The sequence below is a fragment of the Streptomyces sp. NPDC001858 genome (assembly GCF_053594615.1).
In genome coordinates this window covers 23,320-38,839 of the sequence record NZ_JBSFEV010000021.1, presented here as the reverse complement: position 1 = coordinate 38,839, position 15,520 = coordinate 23,320, and the positions used below count along the sequence as shown (strand labels likewise).

Genomic DNA, 15,520 nt, shown 5'->3' with positions numbered 1-15,520 from the left:
CCGGCGTTTCGGACGCCGGGCCCCTGTTGCTTGGTCGCTCCCGTGGGTTCTACAGGTACGGGCCGCCCGAACGGCCGCCCGTGCGCGGGTCGTCCGCGCCCTCGTGGCCGACGCCCGGCGGCAGCGCGCGGCGCATCTGCTCCAACTGGGCCCGCGCGGCCATCTGCTGAGCGAAGAGCGTGGTCTGGATGCCGTGGAAAAGGCCCTCCAGCCAGCCGACCAACTGGGCCTGCGCGATGCGCAGTTCCGCGTCGCTCGGCGTCGAGTCCTCGTTGAACGGCAGTGACAGCCGCTCCAGCTCCTCGACCAGCTCCGGCGCCAGGCCGTCCTCCAGTTCCTTCACCGAACTCGAGTGGATCTCCTTCAGCCGGACCCGGCTCGCCTCGTCCAGGGGAGCCGCGCGCACCTCCTCGAGCAGCTGCTTGATCATGCTGCCGATCCGCATGACCTTCGCCGGTTGCTCGACCATGTCGGTCACCGGGATCTCACGGGAGTCCTCGTCAGCGTCGACGCCGCCGAGCGCCATGCCGTCCTGACCTACGACCAGGATCTTCTGGGCGTTCTCCGGCGACCTTTCGTTCCTCGGCATCTCCATGCCGCCATTCTCTCGCACGTCCCCACCTCATCACCCTGGTGCCCCCCTCGAAGGCTGATCCACCGTTTCCGTTCGGCGGAGTCCGGAATGCGGTGACTGATCCCTGATGTGAGGCTTATTGCGTTCTTTTCTTGGCGACTGGACACCGGGAGGGGGTCACGAGCGTGACTCCATGGCAGCGGGTGAAGTGCGCGACACGGGTGTGCGTGGGGGTGGGCGTGGTCGCGACGAGCGTGACGGGCGCGCTGGCGCTGCCCCACGGGAGCGCGAGCGCCACACCGTACGCGGCTGCGTCGACGTCTGCGGCCGCGGCCGTGGCGGCGTACGCCCGCCCCACACCCACCTCCTCCGCCTCGCCCTCCGCCTCCTCCCCGGAGCCCGACCGGGCGGGCAGCCGCGCGGGCGAGGGACGGCAGCGGCCCGGACGGGTGAACGACGAGGAAGAAGACCCGGGGACGCGGGACGCGGAGGCCGAGGACCCGGCCGGCGAGGACACCGCGGGTGAGGACCCGGACGGGGTGAGCGGCGACACGGAGGCCGCCGACAGCGACCAGGCCGACGACACCGACGCGTCCGCGTCACCCGCCGCCGTCGCCCCCGTGACCTCGGACGCGCCGCCGGACGCCGTACGACAGGCGGCCACCCAGAGCGAGCGGGCCGACGGACCCGTGCTGCAGATCCTGCCGCTCGGCAGCGGCCTCGTCCTCATCGGCCTGGGCATCGCCCTGGCGCTGGCCGCCCTGCGCCTGCGCCGCTCCTAGGACCTGTCGTCATGCCTGTCCTCATGCCCGTCCTCATGCCTCTGCGGGGCCGTGAGCAGCACCTTGCCGACATGGCCGCTCTCCTCGACGACCCGGTGGGCGGCCGCCGCGTCGCTCATCGGGAGTTCCCGGTCGACGACCGGCCGTACCCGACCCGCGGCGATCAGGGGCCAGACGTGCTCACGGACGGCCGCCACGATGGCCGCCTTCTCCCCCAGGGGGCGGGCCCGCAGCGAGGTCGCGCTGATGGCGGCCCGCTTGCCGAGCAGCGCGCCGATGTTCAGCTCGGCCTTGACGCCGCCCTGCATGCCGATGATCGCCAGCCGGCCGTTGACGGCGAGCGCCTGGACATTGCGGTCCAGGTACTTCGCGCCCATGTTGTCGAGGATGACGTCCGCGCCGGCGCCGCCCGTGGCCTGCCGCAGCTCGGCGACGAAGTCCTGCTCCCGGTAGTTGATCAGGATGTCCGCGCCCAGCTCGGCGCACCGGTCCAGCTTCTCCCGGGTGCCCGCGGTGACGGCGACCCGCGCGCCGGCGGCCTTGGCCAGCTGGATCGCCATGGTGCCGATGCCGCTGGAGCCGCCGTGCACCAGCAGCGTCTCACCGGGACGAAGGTGGGCGATCATGAAGACGTTCGACCAGACCGTGCTGGTCACCTCGGGGAGCGCGGCGGCCCGGGTCAGGTCGACGCCCTCGGGCACGGGCAGCAGCTGACCGGCCGGGACGGCGACCTTCTCGGCGTATCCGCCGCCCGCGAGCAGCGCGCACACCTCGTCGCCGACCGTCCAGCCGGAGACGCCGGGGCCGATCTCGGCGATCCGGCCGGAGCACTCCAGACCGGGGTAGCGGGAGGCGCCGGGCGGCGGGTCGTAGAAGCCCTGCCGTTGCAGGATGTCCGCGCGGTTCACGGCCCCGGCCACCACCTCGACCAGGACCTCGCCCTCGCCGGGCACCGGATCGGGGACCTCGTCCCACACCAGCGCCTCGGGACCACCAGGTTCGGGAATCGTGATCGCATGCATGAAGGGGACGCTACCCCTCGTCGCGCTGCTCCTCGTCGCGCCGCCTCCGGCCGCGGGCCCGCGGCCAAAAAAGGATGCGATCACCGATGAGTTCCGGCCAAGGTAAAGGTCTCCCCATGCGTAACCCACGTGCGCGGAAGGACACCCCACCATGAGCCAGCACACGTCCGGCCTGGCCATCGAGACCGCGGGACTGGTGAAGACGTTCGGTGAGACCCGGGCCGTCGACGGCGTCGACCTCGCCGTCCCGGCCGGCACGGTCTACGGCGTCCTCGGCCCCAACGGCGCCGGCAAGACGACGACCGTGAAGATGCTCGCCACCCTGCTGCGGCCCGACGCCGGCGAGGCACACGTCTTCGGCCACGACGTCGTGCGCGAGGCCGACGAGGTCCGCGGCCGTGTCAGCCTCACCGGCCAGTACGCCTCGGTGGACGAGGACCTCACCGGCACCGAGAACCTGGTCCTGCTGGGCCGTCTCCTCGGCCACGACAAGAAGGCCGCACGGGTGCGTTCCGGGCAGCTGCTGGAGGCCTTCGGGCTGACCGAGGCCGGTGCGAAACAGGTCAAGCACTACTCGGGCGGCATGCGGCGGCGCATTGACATCGCCGCGTCCATCCTGAACACCCCCGACCTGCTCTTCCTCGACGAGCCGACGACCGGGCTCGACCCGCGCAGCCGCAACCAGGTGTGGGACATCGTGCGCGCGGTCGTCGCCCAGGGCACCACCGTGCTGCTGACCACGCAGTATCTGGACGAGGCCGACCAGCTGGCGTCCCGGATCGCCGTCATCGACCGCGGCCGGGTGATCGCCGAGGGCACGAAGGGCGAGCTCAAGGCGTCCGTCGGGGCCGGCTCCGTCCATCTGCGGCTGCGGGACGCGGAGCAGCGGCCCGCGGCGGCCGAGGTGCTGCGGCGGACCCTGGACGCGACGGTGCAGCTGGACCCCGACCCGGTCGCCCTCACGGCCCGCGTCGGGACGGCGACCAGTGGCATCGCCGCCGAGCAGGCCGCCCGGGCGCTCGGCGAGCTGGCCCGCTCGGGAGTCGTCGTGGACAACTTCTCGCTGGGGCAGCCCAGCCTGGACGAGGTGTTCCTCGCCCTCACCGGACACGACACGCATCGCCCGAAGGACGAGGTGGCGGCATGAGCACCACGACGACGACCACGGAAGCCCAGGACCTGGCCCCCGTTCGCACCGAGTCGCTCGCCGCGCTGCTGATCGCGGGGGAGCGACCGCCGCGCCCGAGCGCCTGGTCGGCCTCCCTCACCTTCGGCTGGCGGGCGATCCTCAAGATCAAGCACGTCCCGGAGCAGCTCTTCGACGTCACCGCGTTCCCGATCATGATGGTGCTGATGTACACGTACCTGTTCGGGGGCGCTCTCGCCGGGTCCCCGGAGGAGTACATCCAGTTCCTGCTGCCGGGCATCCTGGTGATGTCGGTCGTGATGATCACGATGTACACGGGTGTCTCGGTGAACACCGACATCGAGAAGGGCGTCTTCGACCGCTTCCGGTCGCTGCCGATCTGGCGGCCCTCGACGATGGTCGGCTATCTGCTCGGCGACGCCCTGCGCTACACGATCGCGTCCGTCGTGATGCTCACCGTGGGCATGCTGCTCGGCTACCGGCCGGACGGCGGCGTCGCGGGCGTCGTCGCCGGGATCGCCCTGCTGGTCGTCTTTTCGTTCGCGTTCTCGTGGATCTGGACGATGTTCGGGCTGCTGCTGCGCACCGAGAAGTCGGTGATGGGCGTCAGCATGATGGTGATCTTCCCGCTCACCTTCCTGTCCAACGTGTTCGTCGACCCCAGCACCATGCCGGGCTGGTTGCAGGCGTTCGTCAACAACAGCCCGGTGACCCATCTGTCGTCGGCGGTGCGGGGATTGATGGCCGGCGACTGGCCGGGCGTCGAGGTCGCCTGGTCGCTGGGCTGGTCGGCGCTGTTCGTGCTGGTCTTCGGTCCGGTGACGATGCGGCTCTACAACCGTAAGTAACGGGTGGGGGCGTTCAGGCCGGCGGGAGGGGCGGGACACCGGGCATGCCGGGCGTCCCGAGGGCGGGGCGTGCGCTGGGCGGGCCCATCCGCACGATGGTGACCAGTCGGTCCGTCGCCTCCAGCACGCCGATCGCCGGGTCGTCGTAGGCGAGGACGCGATGACCTCGGACGACGCTCACCACCAGGTCGGCCGTCTCGCGCGGGCCACGGCCCGTCTCGGCCTTGGTGACGGGCCGTTCGACGAGGTCGAGCCCGTCGCCCTGCTGGATGAGGTCCTCCATGACCTTGCCCGCCGCCGGGCTGAGCACGGACAGGCCCAGGAGCCGGCCGGCCGCACCGGCGCTGGTGATGACCTCGTCGGCGCCGGACTGCTTGAGCAGCGGTGCGTTCTCCTCCTCGCGAGCCGCCGCCACGATCTTCGCCCGCGGGTTGAGCTGGCGGGCCGTCAGCGCCACCAGGACGGCCGTGTCGTCGCGCTCGGTCGCGATGACGATCCGCCCCGCCCGCTGCACCTCGGCCCGCCGCAGCACATCGCTGCGCGTCGCGTCCCCGACCACGGCCTCGTAGCCCTCGGCCAGCGCCGCGTCGACGGCCTTCGCACTCGGGTCGATCACCACGACCTGCTCCTTGCGCAGGCCCGAGGTGCAGGCGGTCCGGATCGCGGACCGCCCCTTCGTGCCGAAGCCGACGACGACAGTGTGGTCACGCAAGAGGACCTCCGGGATCATGGACCGTTCGGGACCCATGGACAGTCGGGAACTCATGGACGGTTGGGGACTCGTGGACAGTTGGGGACTCATGGAGACGTGTTGCTTCATGACGGACGCCGACCCGCCGGGAACCATGGTGCCCGCCGATCGAATGACCACCACAGGGGGCACACGATGAAGGACCAGGAACGACAGCCCGCCGGTCCGGCCCGGCTCTCCCTCTTCAGATCCCTCTGGTACCGCTCGCGCACCGAGGCCCGGGACGACGCCGAGGCGGGCCGCTCCATCACGATGCCCGTGCACATCAGTGTGCCCCCGCTCCAGCAGGTGCTGCGACGCCTCGCCATGGGCCTGCTGGTGCTGGCCGTCACCACCCTGATCGTCTACGCCGACCACGACGGGTACAACGACAACTCGGACGGCACGGTCAGCCTCCTCGACGCCGCCTACTACGCCACCGTCACCCTCTCCACCACCGGCTACGGCGACATCACCCCGGTCAGCGACATGGCCCGGCTCATCAACATCCTGGTCATCACGCCGCTGCGCGTGGTGTTCCTGATCATCCTGGTCGGCACCACCCTGGAGGTGCTGACCGAGCGCACCCGCCAGCAGGTCCGCATCCACCGCTGGCGGGCCCGCATCAGCAACCACATCGTGGTCGTCGGCTACGGCACGAAGGGCCGGCACGCCGTGCAGACCCTCGTCGGGCAGGGCGTCTCCAAGGACCGGATCGTGATCGTGGACGCACAGCGCAAGTCCGCGAACCTGGCCGGCGACGACGGGCTGGTCGCCGTGACCGGGGACGCCACCCGCTCGGAGACGCTCCTCAAGGCCGAGGTCCAGAACGCCTCCCGGGTGATCGTCGCCCCGCAACGCGACGACACGGCAGCCCTGGTCACCCTCACCGCCCGCCAGCTGAACCGGCGCGCCACGATCGTGACCGCCGCCCGGGAGGACGAGAACGTGCCGCTGCTCAAGCAGAGCGGCGCGGACACCGTGATCACCAGCTCCAGCTCCGCCGGCCGGCTGCTCGGCGTCTCGATGGTCAGCCCGACCGTGGCCAGGACCCTGGAGGACCTGATGACCCTCGGCAGCGGACTGGACCTCATCGAGCGCCCGATCACCAAGGCGGAGATCGGGATGACGCCACGAGCCTGCGCGGACCTGGTCGTCGCCGTGGTCCGCGGCAAGGAACTCCTGGACTACGCGGATCCCCGACTCACCAGCCTGCGTCCGGGAGATCACGTCATCACGGTGAGCCGGGCCGTGCCGCCCAGCGATCAGGCGTGACGCTGTTTCACGTGAAACAACGCCTGCTTCAGGTGGTGTTTCACGTGAAACACGGCGCATGTTTCACGTGAAACATGCGCCGACCCCGGCGGTCGCCCACGGCAGGTCGAGAAGCTCGGCCTCCTGACCTGCCCGCGCGCCGCCCGGCGGAACGACAGCGAGGGCGTCGGCGGCGGCGATACCCCGGAGCATGGCCGGCCCGTTGTAGTGCAGCGGCCCGGCGCGGTCGCCCCGCAGGACGACCGGGACCAGCCGCGTGTCGTAGGGGTGCCCGTGCACCGTCTCCCGCAGCGGCAGCGCATACGACTCGATAGCGGGCCGGGCGGCGAGCGTGCGCAGCAGGGGCTCGGCGAGGGTGAGCAGGCCGGAGACGGCAGCCAGCGGATTGCCGGGCAGCCCCACGAGATGCTGGTCGTCCTTGATACGGGCCAGCAGCATGGGGTGCCCCGGCCGCACCTTGACCCCGTCGACGAGGAGTTCCGCGCCGATGCGGCGCAGCGTGGGGTGGACGTGGTCGACGGGGCCGGAGGCGGTGCCCCCGGTGGTGACGATCAGATCGGCGCGGGATGAGGTGATGGCCTTGTGCAGGACCTTCGCGTCGTCACGCAGCCTGCGGACGGCGGTGACCTCCGCGCCCAGCGCCCGCAGCCAGGGGGGCAGCATCGGGCCGAGCGCGTCCCGGATGAGGCCGTCGTGCGGGCGGCCCTCGGTGAGCAGTTCGTCGCCCAGGACGAGCACCTCGACCCGGGGCCGGGGAACGACGGCCAGCGTGTCGTACCCGGCGGCCGCGGCCAGGCCGAGGACGGCCGGAGTCACCACGGCTCCGGCGAGCAGCAACTGGTCGCCGGAGCGGCACTCCTGACCCCGCGGGCGGATGTCCTGGCCGTGCTGCATCTCGCGGGTCGGGTGCAGTCGGCCGTTGTCGTCGGTGCGACCGTGCTCGCTGCGCAGTACCGCGGTGGTGTCCGGGGGGATCCGGGCGCCGGTGGCGATCCGGACGGCCTCGCCGTCGCCGAGCGGTGCGTGTGCGGCGCTCCCGGCCAGCACGCCTTCGTCCCGCACGTGCCAGGGGCCGGGGCCTGCGACCGCCCATCCGTCCATCGCCGAGGTGTCGAAGGAGGGCAGGTCGGTGAGGGCGGTCAGCGGGGCGGCCAGGACGAGGCCGAGGGCGGCGTCGAGGGTGACGGAGACGGGGGCGCGGCGGGCGGCGGCGGACCGTGCGGCGCGGGCGGCGATCCTCCGCGCCTCGGGCCAGGGGGTGGCCTGGTGGCGGTGTTCGTCGGCGGCGGCCGCCCGGGGCCCGGCCTGCGGGGCGGGGGAGGACTGCGTGCCGTTGCCGTCGCGCTGCGCGGGGCCGTTGCGGTCCTTCACGAGAGCGAGCGCCTCCTCGACGTCGAAGTCCTCGGCATCGAGGCCCTGCCGGCTGCCGCGGGGCGTCATCCGGCGTCCGGCCCGGAGCCGCCGGCCTTGTCCTGCTCGGCCGTTACCTCGCCGGGCTTGTCCTGCTCGGCCTCCTCCGCCCAGCGCAGCGCCAGCGCGGCGGCCTTGCGGGAGGCCTCGGCGACCGCCTCCGGGCCGCCCTGGGCCTGGGCGGCCGCGTAGCCCACCAGGAAGGTGGTCAGCGGGGCCGCGGGCCGGGCCACCCCGTGGGCGGCGTCGCGCGCAAGGTCGAGGAGGAGGCCGGTGTCGACATCGAGGTCGATGCCCAGCTCGTCCTTGACTGCGGAAATCCATTCATCCAACACGTGGCCATGCTCCCTGATACGTGCCCTGGCAGTGGCGATGTCGTCCCAGGTGTCGCAGTCGAAGGACCCGACCGGGTCGGGGACGCGGGTGAGGTCGAGCCCGGCGGTCAGCCGGCGCAGCGGCAGCCCGACGAGGCCGCCTTGATCTGCGGTGAGCGCCGCCAGTTCGCGGCGCAGGGCGGCGGTACGGTACACCGCGACGAGCGGCTGGTCGCGGCCGTCCGCGTCGGTGAGCAGCGCTCCCTCGGCCGCGTCGGAGCGCAGGGTGGTCAGCAGCCGCCGTACGGTGCCCGCGGCGAGGAACGGCAGATCGGCGGAGAGGACGAGGACGTCCTCCGCGGTGGTGTGGCGCAGCCCCGCCTCGAGCGCGGCGACGGGGCCTCCGCCGGGCGGGTCCTCGCGCGCCCAGCGCACCGCGCGGGCGGTGCGGCGGGGGTCGGCGACGACGACGGTGGTCCGCGCGTCGGCGCAGGCGCCCAGCACCCGGTCCAGCAGCGCGCGCCCGCCCACCCGCACGCCCGGCTTGTCGGCGCCCCCGAGCCGACGGGCGCCGCCACCGGCGAGCACGACGGCGTCGTAGGCGGCACCGGCGGAGGCGTCATCGGCGGCGGCGTGTTCGACGATGGCGGCGGGCTCGTTCGAGGTCACCCCCCGAGTATGCGGTCCGTGCCGGGGATGCGTGCCCCCTGGATCACGAGGGAACGCATGGATCACCAGGGAACGCCCGGATCACGGGGAACGCGGAAGCCCGCCCGCGTTCACAGCGTGCGCAGCAGCACCGCCGGCTGCTCCACACAGTCCGCGACATAGCGCAGGAAGCCCCCGGCCGTGCCGCCGTCGCACACCCGATGGTCGAAGGTCAGCGAGAGCTGGACGACCTGGCGCACGGCAAGCTCGCCCTCGTGCACCCACGGCTTGGGGACGATCCGGCCGACGCCGAGCATGGCCGCCTCGGGGTGGTTGATGATCGGCGTGGAGCCGTCGACGCCGAACACTCCGTAGTTGTTCAGCGTGAAGGTGCCGCCGGTCAACTCCCCCGGGGTGAGGCGTCCTTCGCGGCCGGCCTCGGTGAGCCGGGCGAGCTCCGCGGTGAGCCCCTCCGCGTCCCGGGCGTGCGCGTCCCGGACGACGGGCACGAGGAGTCCCCGCCCGGTCTGGGCGGCGAAGCCGAGGTGGACGTGGTCGAACTGGACGACCTCCCGGGCCGCACTGTCGACGCTCGAATTGAGCTCGGGGAACCGGGCCAGGGCCGCGGTGCAGATACGGGCCAGCAGCGCGAGCAGGGAGATCTTCGGCCCGCCCGCCGCGTTCATGGCGGCCCGGGTGCGCATCAGCTCCGTCGCGTCCGCGTCCACCCAGCAGGTCGCGTCGGGAATCTCGCGCCGGCTGCGGGAGAGCTTGTCGGCGACGGCGCCGCGGACGCCCTTGAGGGGGATCCGGCGACTCCCGACGAGCGCGGAAGACGTGGCGGCGGGCTGTGTCGGTTGGGTGTGCTGGACGGGCCGGACCGGCTGAGCAGGCTGGGCGGGCTGAGCCGGCTGGGCGACACAGCTGTCGGCTGTGCCTGCCCGCAGCGCGTTCTCGACGTCCACGCGCAGGATCAGCCCGTCGCGTCCGGTGCCCGTGAGATCCCGGAGGTCCAGGCCGTTCTCGCGGGCGAGGCGACGGACGAGCGGGGAGATCACCGGGACGGGCCCACCGGCGGCCACCGAGGTCACCACCGCTGCCGCTGCCGCCGTTGCCGCCCTCGCCGCCGGACCCGCCGGACCCACCGGACCCACCGGATCCGCCGGTGCCGTCGGCCGCTGCACCCGACGCCTGCGCGCGGGCGCCTCCGCCGTGCCGTATCCGACCAACACGTTGCCCGAGCCGGAACCGGAACCGGAACGTGAGCCCGAGGCCGAGCCCTCGGTCGGGCCTGCGGGGCCTGCGGGGCCTGCGGGGCCCGCGGGGCCCGCGGTGCCTGCCGGGTCGGCCGGGCCGAGCGCGTCGCCGGAGGCGGGCGCGCCGACCGCGACCGTGATCAGCGGGGCGCCCACGGGCAGTTCCGAGCTCTCCTCGCCGAAGCGGGCGGTGACCACGCCGCCGTACGGGCAGGGCACCTCGACCATCGCCTTGGCCGTCTCGACCTCGACCACCGGCTGGTCCACGGCGACGACATCGCCGACCTGGACCAGCCAGCGCACGATCGTCGCCTCGGTGAGTCCCTCGCCGAGATCGGGCAGCTTGAACTCCAGCACCTGTGCCATCAGTTGTCGGCCTCCCACTGCAACCTCGCCACCGCGTCCAGGATCCGGTCGACGCCGGGCAGGTGGTGGCGCTCCAGCATCGGCGGCGGGTACGGGAGGTCGAACCCGGCGACGCGCAGCACCGGTGCCTCCAGGTGGTGGAAGCAGCGCTCCGTGACGCGGGCCGCGATCTCTCCGCCCGGACCGCCGAAGGAGCCCGACTCATGGACGACGACCGCCCGGCCGGTCCGCCGTACCGAGGCGCACACCGTGTCGTCGTCGAACGGCACCAGGGAGCGCAGGTCGACGACTTCGAGATCCCAGCCCTCGGCGCGCCCCGCCTCGGCGGCTTCGAGGCAGACCGGCACCGACGGCCCGTACGTGATCAGTGTGGCGCTCCTCCCCGGGCGGCGCACCACTGCGCGGCCTATCGGTTCAACGGTCTGCGGGTCCTCGGGGTTCCAGGAGTCCTTGGACCAGTACAGCCGCTTGGGTTCGAGGAAGACGACGGGGTCGTCGGAGGCGATGGCGGCGCGCAGCAGACCGTAGGCGTCGGCGACCGTGGCGGGCGCGACGACATGGAGGCCCGGGGTCGCCATGTAGTAGGCCTCGGACGAGTCGCTGTGGTGCTCGACGCCGCCGATGCCGCCGCCGTAGGGCACGCGGACGGTGATCGGCAGTGGCATCCGGCCGCGGGTGCGGTTGCGCATCCGGGCGACATGGCTGATGAGCTGCTCGAACGCCGGGTAGGCGAAGGCGTCGAACTGCATCTCGACGACCGGCCGCAGGCCGTACATGGCCATGCCGACGGCGGTGCCGAGGATGCCGGCCTCGGCGAGCGGGGTGTCGGTGCAGCGGGCCTCGCCGAACTCCTTCGCCAGTCCGTCGGTGACGCGGAAGACGCCGCCGAGGGTGCCGACGTCCTCGCCCAGGACGTGCACGGACGGGTCGGCGGCCATCGCGTCCCGCAGCGCGCGCGTGAGGGCCTGGGCCATGGTGGCGGGCTTGAGGGCGACGGTCGTCATCGGTGCGCGCCTTCCTGCTCCGCGTCGAGCTCCGCGCGCAGCAGCGCCCGCTGCTCGCGCAGTTGGGAGGTGGGTTCGGCGTACACGTGGGCGAACAGGTCCATGGGGTCGAGGGCCGGGTCCTGGTTCATCCGGGCGCGCAGGTCCGCGGCCATCGTTTCGGCGGCGTCCCGCGCGGATCTCTTCACGTCCTCGTCGAGCAGTCCGCGCGCGGTGAGTTCGCGCTCCAGCAGCTCGATCGGGTCGTGTTCGCGCCAGGTCTGCACCTCGGCGTCGCCGCGGTAGCGGCTGGCGTCGTCGGCGTTGGTGTGCGCCTCGATGCGGTAGGTGACCGCCTCGACGAGCGTCGGGCCGCCGCCCTCGCGCGCGCGGCGCACGGCGTCGGCCAGCACCTCGTGCACGGCGGCCGCGTCGTTGCCGTCGACCAGTCGGCCCGGCATGCCGTACCCGACGGCCTTGTGGGCCAGCGAGGGGGCGGCGGTCTGCTTGGCGAGCGGGACGGAGATCGCGAAGCCGTTGTTCTGCACGAAGAAGACCACCGGAGCCTGCCAGACGGCGGCGAAGTTCAGCGCCTCGTGGAAGTCGCCCTCGCTGGTGCCGCCGTCGCCGACCATGGCGAGCGCGACCACGTCGTCGCCCTTGAGGCGGGCGGCGTGCGCGAGGCCGACGGCGTGCGGGAGCTGGGTGGCGAGCGGGGTGCACAGGGGCGCGACCCGGTGCTCGTAGGGGTCGTAGCCGGTGTGCCGGTCGCCGCGCAGCAGGGTGAGGGCCTCGACGGGGTCCACGCCGCGTGCGACGACGGCGAGGGTGTCGCGGTAGCTGGGGAAGAGCCAGTCGCGCTCCTCCAGGACGAGCGCGGCGGCGATCTCGCACGCCTCCTGGCCGGTGCTGGAGGGGTAGACCGCGAGTCTGCCCTGCTTGGTGAGGGCGGTGGCCTGGACGTTGTAGCGGCGGCCGCGCACCAGCTGGGCGTAGAGCCGGTGCAGCAGCTCCGGGTCGGCCTGTGCGGCCGCGTCGGTGCCGAGGACGCGGTACGGCTCCGCGTCGGGCAGCAGCGGCGCGGGGTCGGTACGGGGCTGCCAGGCGGGTGGCGGCGTGGGGCGGTACGTGCCCCGCTGCTCCATGACCGTCATGACGGCACCTCCTCGTGGGAGCGGCTACGGGAGACGCGTCGGGCTGTGACGCGCCTCACCTACCGATTGTTCGGTCGTCGGCACATTTTGGCTACAGGCCCCCTCAGGCTGTGGACAAACGGTTCTCCACAGCCTGAGATGGACGCAGTACGTCCATGACGGGAAGGTGGGGGGACATGGCACCTGAACAAATGGCCGAAGGGCCGGAGCACGGTGCCCCGCTTCCCACGACCAGCCCGGAGCCGACCGGCCCACAGCCGACCAGCCCGCAGCCGAGCGGCCCGCAGCGGCCGGGCGGTCACGCACAGCCGGGCAGCGCGCCCCCGCCCCACAGTGCCCAGCCCTCGCCGCACAGCGCTCCGCTGTCGCCGCCGCGCCCGCTGGACGCCATCGATCAGGACATTCTGCAGATGCTCCAGGCGGACGGCCGGGCCTCGATACGGTCGGTCGCCGAACGCGTCCACGTCTCGCGCGCAAACGCTTACGCGCGGATCAACCGGCTCATCGAGGACGGCGTCATCCGCGGCTTCGGCGCCCGGGTCGACCACGAGCGCGCGGGCCAGGGCACGAGCGCGTACATCACGCTGAAGATCGTCCAGAACTCCTGGCGGACGGTGCGCGAGCAGCTCACGCAGCTGCCCGGCGCCTCCCACATCGCCCTCGTGGGCGGCGATTTCGACGTCCTGCTCCTGGTGCACACGCCCGACAACAGAGCGCTGCGCGAGGTCGTGCTGACCCGCCTCCAGGCGATCCCGGAGGTGCTCAGCACGCGCACGCTGCTCGTGTTCGAGGAGGAGGACCTGGAGCCGCAGGGCTGAGCCCCCGGGCCCTAGGAAGCCGCTTGGGGGGCCGTCCGCAGCCCCTCGAAGACCAGCCGCGCCACCGCGTCGGCCACCTCGCTCTCGACCATGCCCCGGCCGCCGGGCCGGTACCACTCGACGATCGAGTTGATCATCCCGAAGACCAGCCGCGTCGCGAGCCGCACCTCCACGTCTCCGCGTATGTCCCCGTCGGCGGCGGCCGCCTGCAGCAGCTCGGCGACCCGGTGGTCGAAGTCCCGGCGGCGCTCCAGCGCCCACCGCTCGGTGTCGGTGTTGCCGCGCACGCGCAGCAGCAGCGTGACGTAGGGCAGTTCGCCGATGAGCACCTCGACCATGCGCCGCACGACGTACTCCAGGCGCTGCGAGGCGCGCCCCACGCACGCGTGCTCCTCGTCGAGGATCCCGAAGAGGCCGTCCAGGGCCCGGCTGACGGCCCGCCGCAGCAGTTCCTCCTTGCCGGCGACATGGTGGTAGATCGACGACTTGGAGATGCCGGCGGCCTTGGAGAGGTGCTCCATGGAGGTGCCGTCGTAGCCGCGCTCGTTGAAGATCTGGACGGCGACCGAGAGCAGGGTCTCCGGGGTGTACGTGTCGCGCTTGGCGGTGGTCACGAGGCGCCCTCCCGCTTCTCGGTGGCATAGGAGTGCCGGTAGAGCGCGAGGGACGGCGCGTAGCGGCCGGAGGGGTCGCGGTCGTGCAGGTCGTCCAGGAGGGCACAGGCCCAGGTGCGCCCGAGCCTGCGGCTCCACTCGAAGGGGCCCAGGGGGTAGTTCACGCCCAGGCGCATCGCGGTGTCGACGTCCTCCTCGGTGGCGACGCCCTTGGCCACGGCGTCGTGCGCGAGGTCGACGATCCGCGCGACCGTACGGGCGACGATCATGCCCGGGACGTCGCCGATGACGCTGACGTCCTTGCCGAGCGCCTGGAACAGCCCGATCGCCTCGGACATCGTCTGGGTGGAGGTGTCCTGGGATGCGGACAGGGCGATGCGGGTGGCCTTGCGGTAGTCGAGGGCGAGGTCGAAGTAGACGACGTCCCGGAACTCCACGGAGGTCTGGCCGTCGGCGAGGGCGAGCTGCCCCCCGCCGGGCAGGACCAGGCGGGTGCCGTGGTCCTCTTCCTCCTCGCGGACCTGGACGCCCGCCTCACGGATCAGCGCGAGCAGCTCCGACGCGGGGCCCAGGTTGCCCTCGGCGACGACGTACGCGGGCCGCTGGGCCGGCTCCGCGGTGTGCGGCTCGGCGGGCTCGGCGTCGTCCCGGTGGTCGTACCAGCCCTGGCCGGACTTGCGGCCGAGGCGGCCCGACTCGACCAGGCGGCGCTGGGCCAGCGAGGGCGTGAACCGCACGTCCTGGAAGAAGGACCGCCATACGGAGTGCGTGACCGCCTCGTTGACGTCCTGTCCGATCAGGTCGGTCAGCTCGAAGGCGCCCATCCGGAAGCCGCCCGACTCGCGCAGGATCGCGTCGATGGTGGCCGGGTCGGCGCCCTGCGCCTCGTAGACGGCGAACGCCTCGGCGTAGAAGGGCCGCGCGATGCGGTTGACGATGAAGCCGGGGGTGTCGGCGCAGGCGACCGGCGTCTTCCCCCAAGAGCGGGCGGTCTCGTACGCGCGCGTGGCCGAGGTGACGTCGGTGGCGTACCCGGAGACGACCTCGACCAGCGGCAGCAGCGGCGCCGGGTTGAAGAAGTGCAGGCCGACGAACCGGCCCGGGTTGCGCAGGGCGCCCGCGACGGCGGTCACCGACAGGGACGAGGTGTTGGTGGCGAGCAGACAGTCCTCGCCGACCACGTCCTCCAGCTGCCGGAACAGCTCCTGCTTGACCGCCAGGTCCTCGACGACGGCCTCGACGACCAGGGAGCAGTCCGCGAGGTCGGCGAGGCGCTCCGCGGCCGTCAGGCGGGCCCGGGCCTCGTCCCGGTCGGTGGCGGCGAGGCGGTCCTTGGCGACGAGCCGGTCGAGCCGGGCGCCGATCGCGGCGGCCGCCTCACGGGCGCGACCGGGGACGGCGTCGTAGAGCCGCACGGGGTGGCCCGCTACCAGCGCGACCTGGGCGATGCCCTGGCCCATGGTGCCGGTGCCGACGACGGCCACGGGGCTGTTGAGGTCGTTTGCTGTCATGTGCGCGATCCTCCCGCACGGGGTTCTCCACAGATGCGGCAGGCCCCCTTGTCCCGACCGATCGTTCG

Annotated in this window: 14 protein-coding genes and 1 pseudogene; 5 read left to right on the top strand and 10 right to left on the bottom strand. The window is 72.7% G+C overall.

Features of this window, described 5'->3' with window-relative positions:
• Positions 1-49: 49 nt before the first annotated feature.
• A complete protein-coding gene (locus tag ACWCPF_RS26645; protein WP_363166130.1) occupies positions 50-595 on the bottom strand; it encodes a bacterial proteasome activator family protein in 546 nt (181 codons plus the stop codon).
• A gap of 164 nt (positions 596-759) precedes the next feature.
• On the opposite strand from ACWCPF_RS26645, the gene ACWCPF_RS26640 reads away from it, so the two are divergent.
• A complete protein-coding gene (locus ACWCPF_RS26640) occupies positions 760-1,356 on the top strand; it encodes a hypothetical protein (RefSeq protein WP_451047616.1) in 597 nt (198 codons plus the stop codon).
• Here the strand turns inward: ACWCPF_RS26640 and ACWCPF_RS26635 are convergent.
• Positions 1,353-2,378 (bottom strand): NAD(P)H-quinone oxidoreductase, encoded by a 1,026-nt coding sequence (locus ACWCPF_RS26635; protein WP_451047615.1) that lies wholly within the window; start codon positions 2,376-2,378, stop codon positions 1,353-1,355. The genes ACWCPF_RS26640 and ACWCPF_RS26635 overlap by 4 nt on opposite strands.
• 151 nt (positions 2,379-2,529) lie before the next feature.
• Between ACWCPF_RS26635 and ACWCPF_RS26630 the strand changes: the two genes are divergently transcribed.
• Together ACWCPF_RS26630 and ACWCPF_RS26625 are read left to right on the top strand one after the other, a co-directional pair.
• A complete protein-coding gene (locus ACWCPF_RS26630; protein WP_451047614.1) occupies positions 2,530-3,525 on the top strand; it encodes an ATP-binding cassette domain-containing protein in 996 nt (331 codons plus the stop codon).
• The gene (locus tag ACWCPF_RS26625; RefSeq protein ID WP_451047613.1) at positions 3,522-4,373 is read left to right on the top strand and encodes an ABC transporter permease; all 852 of its coding nucleotides are present in this window, start codon (positions 3,522-3,524) and stop codon (positions 4,371-4,373) included. Before ACWCPF_RS26630 ends, ACWCPF_RS26625 begins: the two co-directional genes overlap by 4 nt.
• A 13-nt stretch (positions 4,374-4,386) precedes the next feature.
• Here ACWCPF_RS26625 and ACWCPF_RS26620 read toward each other — a convergent pair.
• A pseudogene (locus ACWCPF_RS26620) lies at positions 4,387-5,085 on the bottom strand (potassium channel family protein); the annotation flags it as partial.
• Positions 5,086-5,259: 174 nt separating this feature from the next.
• On the opposite strand from ACWCPF_RS26620, the gene ACWCPF_RS26615 reads away from it, so the two are divergent.
• Positions 5,260-6,378 (top strand): potassium channel family protein, encoded by a 1,119-nt coding sequence (locus ACWCPF_RS26615; protein WP_451047612.1) that lies wholly within the window; start codon positions 5,260-5,262, stop codon positions 6,376-6,378.
• Between the two features lie 63 nt (positions 6,379-6,441).
• Here ACWCPF_RS26615 and ACWCPF_RS26610 read toward each other — a convergent pair whose 3' ends face one another.
• The 5 genes from ACWCPF_RS26610 to pdhA form a co-directional block, all read right to left on the bottom strand.
• The gene (locus ACWCPF_RS26610) at positions 6,442-7,818 is read right to left on the bottom strand and encodes a molybdopterin molybdotransferase MoeA (RefSeq protein WP_451047611.1); all 1,377 of its coding nucleotides are present in this window, start codon (positions 7,816-7,818) and stop codon (positions 6,442-6,444) included.
• On the bottom strand, positions 7,815-8,771 hold the full coding sequence (locus ACWCPF_RS26605) for an NTP transferase domain-containing protein (RefSeq protein WP_451047610.1): 957 nt from the start codon (positions 8,769-8,771) through the stop codon (positions 7,815-7,817). The genes ACWCPF_RS26610 and ACWCPF_RS26605 overlap by 4 nt, the downstream gene beginning before the upstream one ends.
• Positions 8,772-8,881: 110 nt before the next feature.
• Positions 8,882-10,372 (bottom strand): dihydrolipoamide acetyltransferase family protein, encoded by a 1,491-nt coding sequence (locus ACWCPF_RS26600; protein ID WP_451047609.1) that lies wholly within the window; start codon positions 10,370-10,372, stop codon positions 8,882-8,884.
• On the bottom strand, positions 10,372-11,376 hold the full coding sequence (locus tag ACWCPF_RS26595; RefSeq protein ID WP_451047608.1) for an alpha-ketoacid dehydrogenase subunit beta: 1,005 nt from the start codon (positions 11,374-11,376) through the stop codon (positions 10,372-10,374). Before ACWCPF_RS26595 ends, ACWCPF_RS26600 begins: the two co-directional genes overlap by 1 nt.
• Positions 11,373-12,509: a pyruvate dehydrogenase (acetyl-transferring) E1 component subunit alpha gene (gene pdhA, locus ACWCPF_RS26590; protein ID WP_451047607.1), complete on the bottom strand. Its 1,137-nt coding sequence runs from the start codon at positions 12,507-12,509 to the stop codon at positions 11,373-11,375. Before pdhA ends, ACWCPF_RS26595 begins: the two co-directional genes overlap by 4 nt.
• A gap of 362 nt (positions 12,510-12,871) precedes the next feature.
• Here pdhA and ACWCPF_RS26585 point away from each other — a divergent pair, with 362 nt between their 5' ends.
• Positions 12,872-13,327: an Lrp/AsnC family transcriptional regulator gene (locus tag ACWCPF_RS26585; RefSeq protein ID WP_451047718.1), complete on the top strand. Its 456-nt coding sequence runs from the start codon at positions 12,872-12,874 to the stop codon at positions 13,325-13,327.
• 11 nt (positions 13,328-13,338) lie between these two features.
• On the opposite strand, the gene ACWCPF_RS26580 is transcribed toward ACWCPF_RS26585, so the two are convergent.
• On the bottom strand, positions 13,339-13,941 hold the full coding sequence (locus tag ACWCPF_RS26580) for a TetR/AcrR family transcriptional regulator (RefSeq protein ID WP_451047606.1): 603 nt from the start codon (positions 13,939-13,941) through the stop codon (positions 13,339-13,341).
• Positions 13,938-15,452, bottom strand: a complete 1,515-nt coding sequence (locus ACWCPF_RS26575; RefSeq protein WP_451047605.1) for a 3-hydroxyacyl-CoA dehydrogenase — start codon at positions 15,450-15,452, stop codon at positions 13,938-13,940. The genes ACWCPF_RS26580 and ACWCPF_RS26575 overlap by 4 nt, the downstream gene beginning before the upstream one ends.
• Positions 15,453-15,520 lie beyond the last annotated feature (68 nt).

What these genes read in the sequence shown, in the direction of transcription:
- pdhA (WP_451047607.1), bottom strand. Translation starts at nt 12,509, where the DNA reads ATGACGGTCATGGAGCAGCGGGGCACGTACCGCCCCACGCCGCCACCC.
- ACWCPF_RS26575 (WP_451047605.1), bottom strand. Translation starts at nt 15,452, where the DNA reads ATGACAGCAAACGACCTCAACAGCCCCGTGGCCGTCGTCGGCACCGGC.
- ACWCPF_RS26615 (WP_451047612.1), top strand. Translation starts at nt 5,260, where the DNA reads ATGAAGGACCAGGAACGACAGCCCGCCGGTCCGGCCCGGCTCTCCCTC.
- ACWCPF_RS26610 (WP_451047611.1), bottom strand. Translation starts at nt 7,818, where the DNA reads ATGACGCCCCGCGGCAGCCGGCAGGGCCTCGATGCCGAGGACTTCGAC.
- ACWCPF_RS26595 (WP_451047608.1), bottom strand. Translation starts at nt 11,376, where the DNA reads ATGACGACCGTCGCCCTCAAGCCCGCCACCATGGCCCAGGCCCTCACG.
- ACWCPF_RS26600 (WP_451047609.1), bottom strand. Translation starts at nt 10,372, where the DNA reads ATGGCACAGGTGCTGGAGTTCAAGCTGCCCGATCTCGGCGAGGGACTC.
- ACWCPF_RS26635 (WP_451047615.1), bottom strand. Translation starts at nt 2,378, where the DNA reads ATGCATGCGATCACGATTCCCGAACCTGGTGGTCCCGAGGCGCTGGTG.
- ACWCPF_RS26630 (WP_451047614.1), top strand. Translation starts at nt 2,530, where the DNA reads ATGAGCCAGCACACGTCCGGCCTGGCCATCGAGACCGCGGGACTGGTG.
- ACWCPF_RS26625 (WP_451047613.1), top strand. Translation starts at nt 3,522, where the DNA reads ATGAGCACCACGACGACGACCACGGAAGCCCAGGACCTGGCCCCCGTT.
- ACWCPF_RS26645 (WP_363166130.1), bottom strand. Translation starts at nt 595, where the DNA reads ATGGAGATGCCGAGGAACGAAAGGTCGCCGGAGAACGCCCAGAAGATC.